This is a genomic window from Rhizobacter sp. P3_B12, assembly GCF_056402895.1.
Map to the genome: position 1 here is coordinate 1 of NZ_JBFUGN010000413.1, position 5,170 is coordinate 5,170.

Annotated in this window: 4 protein-coding genes; all 4 read left to right on the top strand. The window is 67.4% G+C overall.

Annotated elements, in window-relative coordinates:
• The first annotated feature begins 212 nt into the window (after window positions 1-212).
• A complete protein-coding gene (gene fdnG / locus AC1D01_RS19925; protein ID WP_477869307.1) occupies window positions 213-3,302 on the top strand; it encodes a formate dehydrogenase-N subunit alpha in 3,090 nt (1,029 codons plus the stop codon).
• A gap of 3 nt (window positions 3,303-3,305) precedes the next feature.
• Window positions 3,306-4,193: a formate dehydrogenase subunit beta gene (gene fdxH / locus AC1D01_RS19930; protein ID WP_477869309.1), complete on the top strand. Its 888-nt coding sequence runs from the start codon at window positions 3,306-3,308 to the stop codon at window positions 4,191-4,193.
• A complete protein-coding gene (locus AC1D01_RS19935) occupies window positions 4,190-4,813 on the top strand; it encodes a formate dehydrogenase subunit gamma (RefSeq protein ID WP_477869311.1) in 624 nt (207 codons plus the stop codon). The genes fdxH and AC1D01_RS19935 overlap by 4 nt, the downstream gene beginning before the upstream one ends.
• A 13-nt stretch (window positions 4,814-4,826) precedes the next feature.
• Window positions 4,827-5,170 (top strand): formate dehydrogenase accessory protein FdhE domain-containing protein (gene fdhE, locus AC1D01_RS19940; protein ID WP_477869313.1); only part of this gene is annotated, 344 nt, incomplete at its 3' end.

The following is a 5,170-nucleotide window of genomic DNA, read 5'->3' on the forward strand; positions in this document are numbered from 1 at the left end:
AAGCCCGGCGCCGGCAGCGGCACGCCGGCCCCGACTGCCGGCGACGGCAGCGCACCCGCCCCGGCCGCCGCGGCATCCCGATAGAAGAACCGCAGCGCGCCGCTGCGGATAGTGCGAACGCCATTGCGGCCCCGCCCATTCCGCGCCAAGATCCGTTCGCCATCGCCTATCCCACGTTTCGCGCACAGCGCGTTCCCCGCAGGAGGCTCTTCATGGACATGAACCGAAGGCAGTTCTTCCGCGTCAGCGGAGCCGGGCTCGCCGCATCCAGCCTCGTCGCGCTGGGTTTCTCGCCGGCCACGGCCCTCGCCGAAACACGCCAGTTCAAGCTCGCCCGCACCACCGAGACCCGCAACACCTGCCCGTACTGCTCGGTCGGCTGCGGGCTCATCATGTACAGCCTGGGCGACAAGGCGAAGAACGTCGTCTCCGACATCATCCACATCGAGGGCGACCCCGATCACCCCGTCAACCGCGGCACGCTGTGCCCCAAGGGCGCCGGCCTGCTCGATTTCGTGCACAGCCCCAACCGCCTCAAGTACCCCGAGGTGCGCGAGGCCGGCAGCACCGAATGGAAGCGCGTCTCCTGGGACGACGCCATGTCGCGCATCGCCAAGCTGATGAAGGCCGACCGCGACGCCAACTTCACCCCCACCAACGCCGCTGGCCAGGTCGTCAACCGCTGGACCACCACCGGCATGCTCTGCGCGTCGGCATCGAGCAATGAATCGGGCTACATCACGCACAAGGCGATGCGCTCGATGGGGTTGCTGATCTTCGACAACCAGGCGCGCGTCTGACACGGACCGACGGTGGCCAGTCTGGCCCCGACGTTCGGACGCGGTGCGATGACCAACCACTGGGTGGACATCAAGAACGCCGACCTCGTGCTCATCATGGGTGGCAACGCCGCCGAAGCCCACCCCTGCGGCTTCAAGTGGGTCATCGAGGCCAAGCACCACAACAAGGCCCGGCTGGTCGTCGTCGACCCGCGCTTCACGCGCTCGGCCGCCATGGCCGACTACTACGCCCCCATCCGCGCCGGCAGCGACATCGCCTTCCTGGCCGGCGTCATCAACTACCTGATCAGCAACGACAAGCTGCAGAAGGAGTACGTGAAGGCGTACACCAACGCCTCGTTCATCGTCGGCGAGGCCTACGGCTTCCAGGACGGCATCTTCAGCGGCTACGACGAGGCCAAGCGCAGCTACAGCAACGCGAGCTGGGGCTACGAGCTCGACGAACACGGCTTCGCCAAGACCGACCCCACGCTCGAGCACCCGCGCTGCGTGCTGCAGGTGATGAAGCGCCACTACGCGCGCTACACGCCCGAGCTGGTGAGCCGCATCACCGGCACGCCGAAGGACAAGTTCCTGAAGGTGTGCGAGATGATCGCCACCACCGCGGTGCCCCACCGCGCGATGACCATCATGTATGCGCTCGGCTGGACCCAGCACAGCCAGGGCTCGCAGATGATCCGCACCGCGGCCATCGTGCAACTGCTGCTCGGCAACATCGGCATCGCCGGCGGCGGCATGAACGCGCTGCGCGGCCACAGCAACATCCAGGGCCTGACCGATCTCGGGCTGCTGTCGAACTCGCTGCCGGGCTACCTCTCGCTCGCCCGCGAGACCGAGCAAGACCTCGACACCTACTACAAGACCCGGGCGCTGAAGCCGCTGCGCCCCAACCAGATGAGCTACTGGCAGAACTACCCGAAGTTCTTCGTCAGCCTGCAGAAGAGTTGGTGGGGCGCCGCGGCCACGGCCGAGAACTCGTGGGCCTTCCACTACCTGCCCAAGATCGACAAGGTCTACGACGTGCTGCAGGCCTTCGAGCTGATGAGCCAGGGCAAGCTCAACGGCTACATCTGCCAGGGCTTCAACCCGGTCGGCTCGTTCCCCAACAAGAAGAAGATCATCGAAGGGCTGTCGAAGCTGAAGTTCCTGGTGACGATCGATCCGCTCAACACCGAGACCTCGGAGTTCTGGAAGAACTTCGGCGAGTTCAACGACGTGAAGAGCGAGGCCATCCAGACCACCGTGTTCCGGCTGCCCTCGACCTGCTTCGCCGAAGAAGACGGCTCGCTGACCAACTCGGGCCGCTGGCTGCAGTGGCACTGGAAGGGCGCCGAGCCGCCGGGCGAGGCGCGCGGCGATCCGGAAATCATCGCCGACCTGTTCAACCGCATGCGCACCGCCTACACGAAGGACGGCGGTGCCTTCCCCGACCCGATCGTCAAGCTGACCTGGCCGTACAAGATCCCGCACAGCCCGTCGGCCGAAGAGCTGGCGATGGAATACAACGGCAAGGCCTTGGCCGACGTGCTGGCCCCGCCCGACCCGAAAGACCCGAAGGCACCGCCCAAGGTGCTGGCGAAGGCCGGCGAGCAGCTCGCGGGCTTCGGCCTGCTGCGCGACGACGGCAGCACCGCGAGCGGCTGCTGGATCTACTGCGGCGCCTGGACGCAGGCCGGCAACCAGATGGCGCGCCGCGACAACAGCGACCCGTGGGGCATCGGCCAGACGCTGAACTGGGCCTGGGCCTGGCCGGCGAACCGGCGCATCCTCTACAACGCCGCGTCGAGCGCACCCGACGGCAAGCCCTGGGATGCGCGGCGCAAGCTGGTGCAATGGAACGGCACCGCCTGGAGCGGGTCCGACGTGCCCGACATCCGGCCCGATGCCAACCCGGGCGACGCCGAGCGCGTGCAGCCGTTCATCATGACGTCCGAGGGCGTCGCGCGGCTCTTTGCGCCGACCGGCATGGCCGAAGGGCCGCTGCCGGAGCACTACGAGCCGTTCGAATCGCCGCTGGCCACCAACCCGATGCACCCGAACAACCCGAAGGCCCGCGCCAACCCCGCGGCCCGCGTGTTCAAGGGCGATCTCGAGATGATGGGCTCGCCGAAAGACTTCCCGCTGGTCGCCACCAGCTACCGGCTGACCGAGCACTTCCACTACTGGACCAAGAACGTCGAGACCTCGGCCATCATCCAGCCTCAGCAGTTCGTCGAGATCGGCGAAGAGCTGGCCAAGGCGCGCGGCATCGCCAATGGCGACACGGTGAAGGTCTCGTCGAAGCGCGGCTCGATCAAGGCGGTGGCGGTGGTCACCAAGCGCATCCCGCAGCTCGATGTCGACGGCCTGAAGGTCGACACGGTGGGCCTGCCGAACCACTGGGGCTTCGTGGGCCTGGCGAAGAAGGGCTACCTGGTGAACACGCTGACGCCCTTCGTCGGCGATGCGAACACGCAGACGCCGGAGTACAAGTCGTTCACCGTGAATATCGAGAAGGCCTGAGCCATGAGTTCACTGCAATCTCTCGACATCGCCGCGCGCTCGGCCACCACCACGCCGAGCCCGCAGGCGCGCACGACGGCCGAGGTCGCGAAGCTGATCGACGTCTCCAGCTGCATCGGCTGCAAGGCCTGCCAGGTGGCCTGCATGCAATGGAACGACCTGCGCGACACCGTGGGCCACAACGTCGGCGTGTACGACAACCCGGCCGACCTGACGGCCGACTCGTGGACGGTGATGCGCTTCTCCGAGGTGGAGACCAAGTCGCTGAACGAAGAGATGAAGCTCGAGTGGCTGATCCGCAAGGATGGCTGCATGCACTGCGACGATCCCGGCTGCCTGAAGGCCTGCCCGGCACCCGGCGCGATCGTGAAGTACACGAACGGCATCGTCGACTTCATCGAGGAGAACTGCATCGGCTGCGGCAACTGCGTCACCGGCTGCCCGTTCGACGTGCCGCGCATCAGCAAGAAGGACAACAAGGCCTACAAGTGCACGCTGTGCTCCGACCGCGTCAGCGTCGGCCTGGAGCCGGCCTGCGTCAAGGCCTGCCCGACCGGTGCGATCCACTTCGGCAGCAAGGAAGACATGCTCGAGTACGGCAGCGAGCGCATCGCCGACCTGAAGGAGCGCGGCTACGCGCAGGCCGCCGTGTACGACCCGCCAGGCGTCGGCGGCACGCACGTGATGTACGTGCTGCAGCACGGCGACAAGCCGCAGCTGTACCACGGGCTGCCCGCCAACCCGCAGATCAGCCCGTGGGTCTCGCTGTGGAAGGGCGCGGCCAAGCCGCTGGCGCTGGCCGCGATGATCGGCGCCGCGGTGGTCGGCTTCTTCCACTACACGAAGGTCGGCCCCGTCGAGGAGCCGGTGGACGAGGAGGAACGGTCATGAAGCGTTTCATCCAGCGCTATGCCGACGGCACGCGCATGAACCACTGGGCGGTGGCGATGCTGTTCTTCTGCGCCGCGCTGTCGGGGCTCGCGTTCTTCCACCCGGCCCTCTACGTCCTGACGATGCTGTTCGGCGGCGGCCCGTGGACGCGCATCCTGCACCCGTTCTTCGGCGTGCTGATGGTGCTCGGCTTCGTGCTGCTGTTCGCCAAGGTGTGGTGCGACAACGTCTGGAAGCCGCGCGACACCGCGTGGGTGAAGGCCGCCCCGCACCTGATGAAGACCGGCCACGAGCACGGCATGCCGCCGGTCGAGAAGTACAACGGCGGGCAGAAGGCGGTGTTCTGGCTGTTCGGCATCAGCCTGCTGCTGCTGTTCATCACCGGCTTCGTGTTCTGGCAGCCGTGGTTCGCCGATTACTTCGCGATCCCGCTGCGCCGCATCGCGGTGGTGGTGCACGCGGTGTCGGCGGTGGTGCTGGTGCTCAGCGTGATCGTGCACGTGTACGCCGCGATCTGGGTCAAGGGAACGATGCGGGCGATGACCCGCGGTACCGTCACCGAGGCCTGGGCGCGGCAGAATCACCCGCTCTGGTACCGAGAGATCACTGGCAAGGAATGATGTCGCCCCCGCGATGACACTGACCTCCACCACGCGACTGCTGTCACCCGAAGAAATCGCGGTGCAGGCCGGGCAGCAGGTGCCCTACCTGCGGCTGCCCGAGCGCAGCACGCTGTTCGCGGAGCGCGAGATGCGGCTGCGCCAGCTGGCCGCCGGCGGGCATGCGATGCGCGATTTCCTGCTCTTCATGGCCGAGCTGGCGCAGGCGCAGCACGGGTTGCTGCAGGCCTACCCGGCCGTCGCGCTGCCCGATGCGGCGGCGCTCGATGCCGCATCGCGGGCCGGCCTGCCGCCGCTGCCGGCCGAGCACTGGCCGCGCGACGCCGCCTGGCGCAGCGGCCTGCGCCGCCTGCTCGA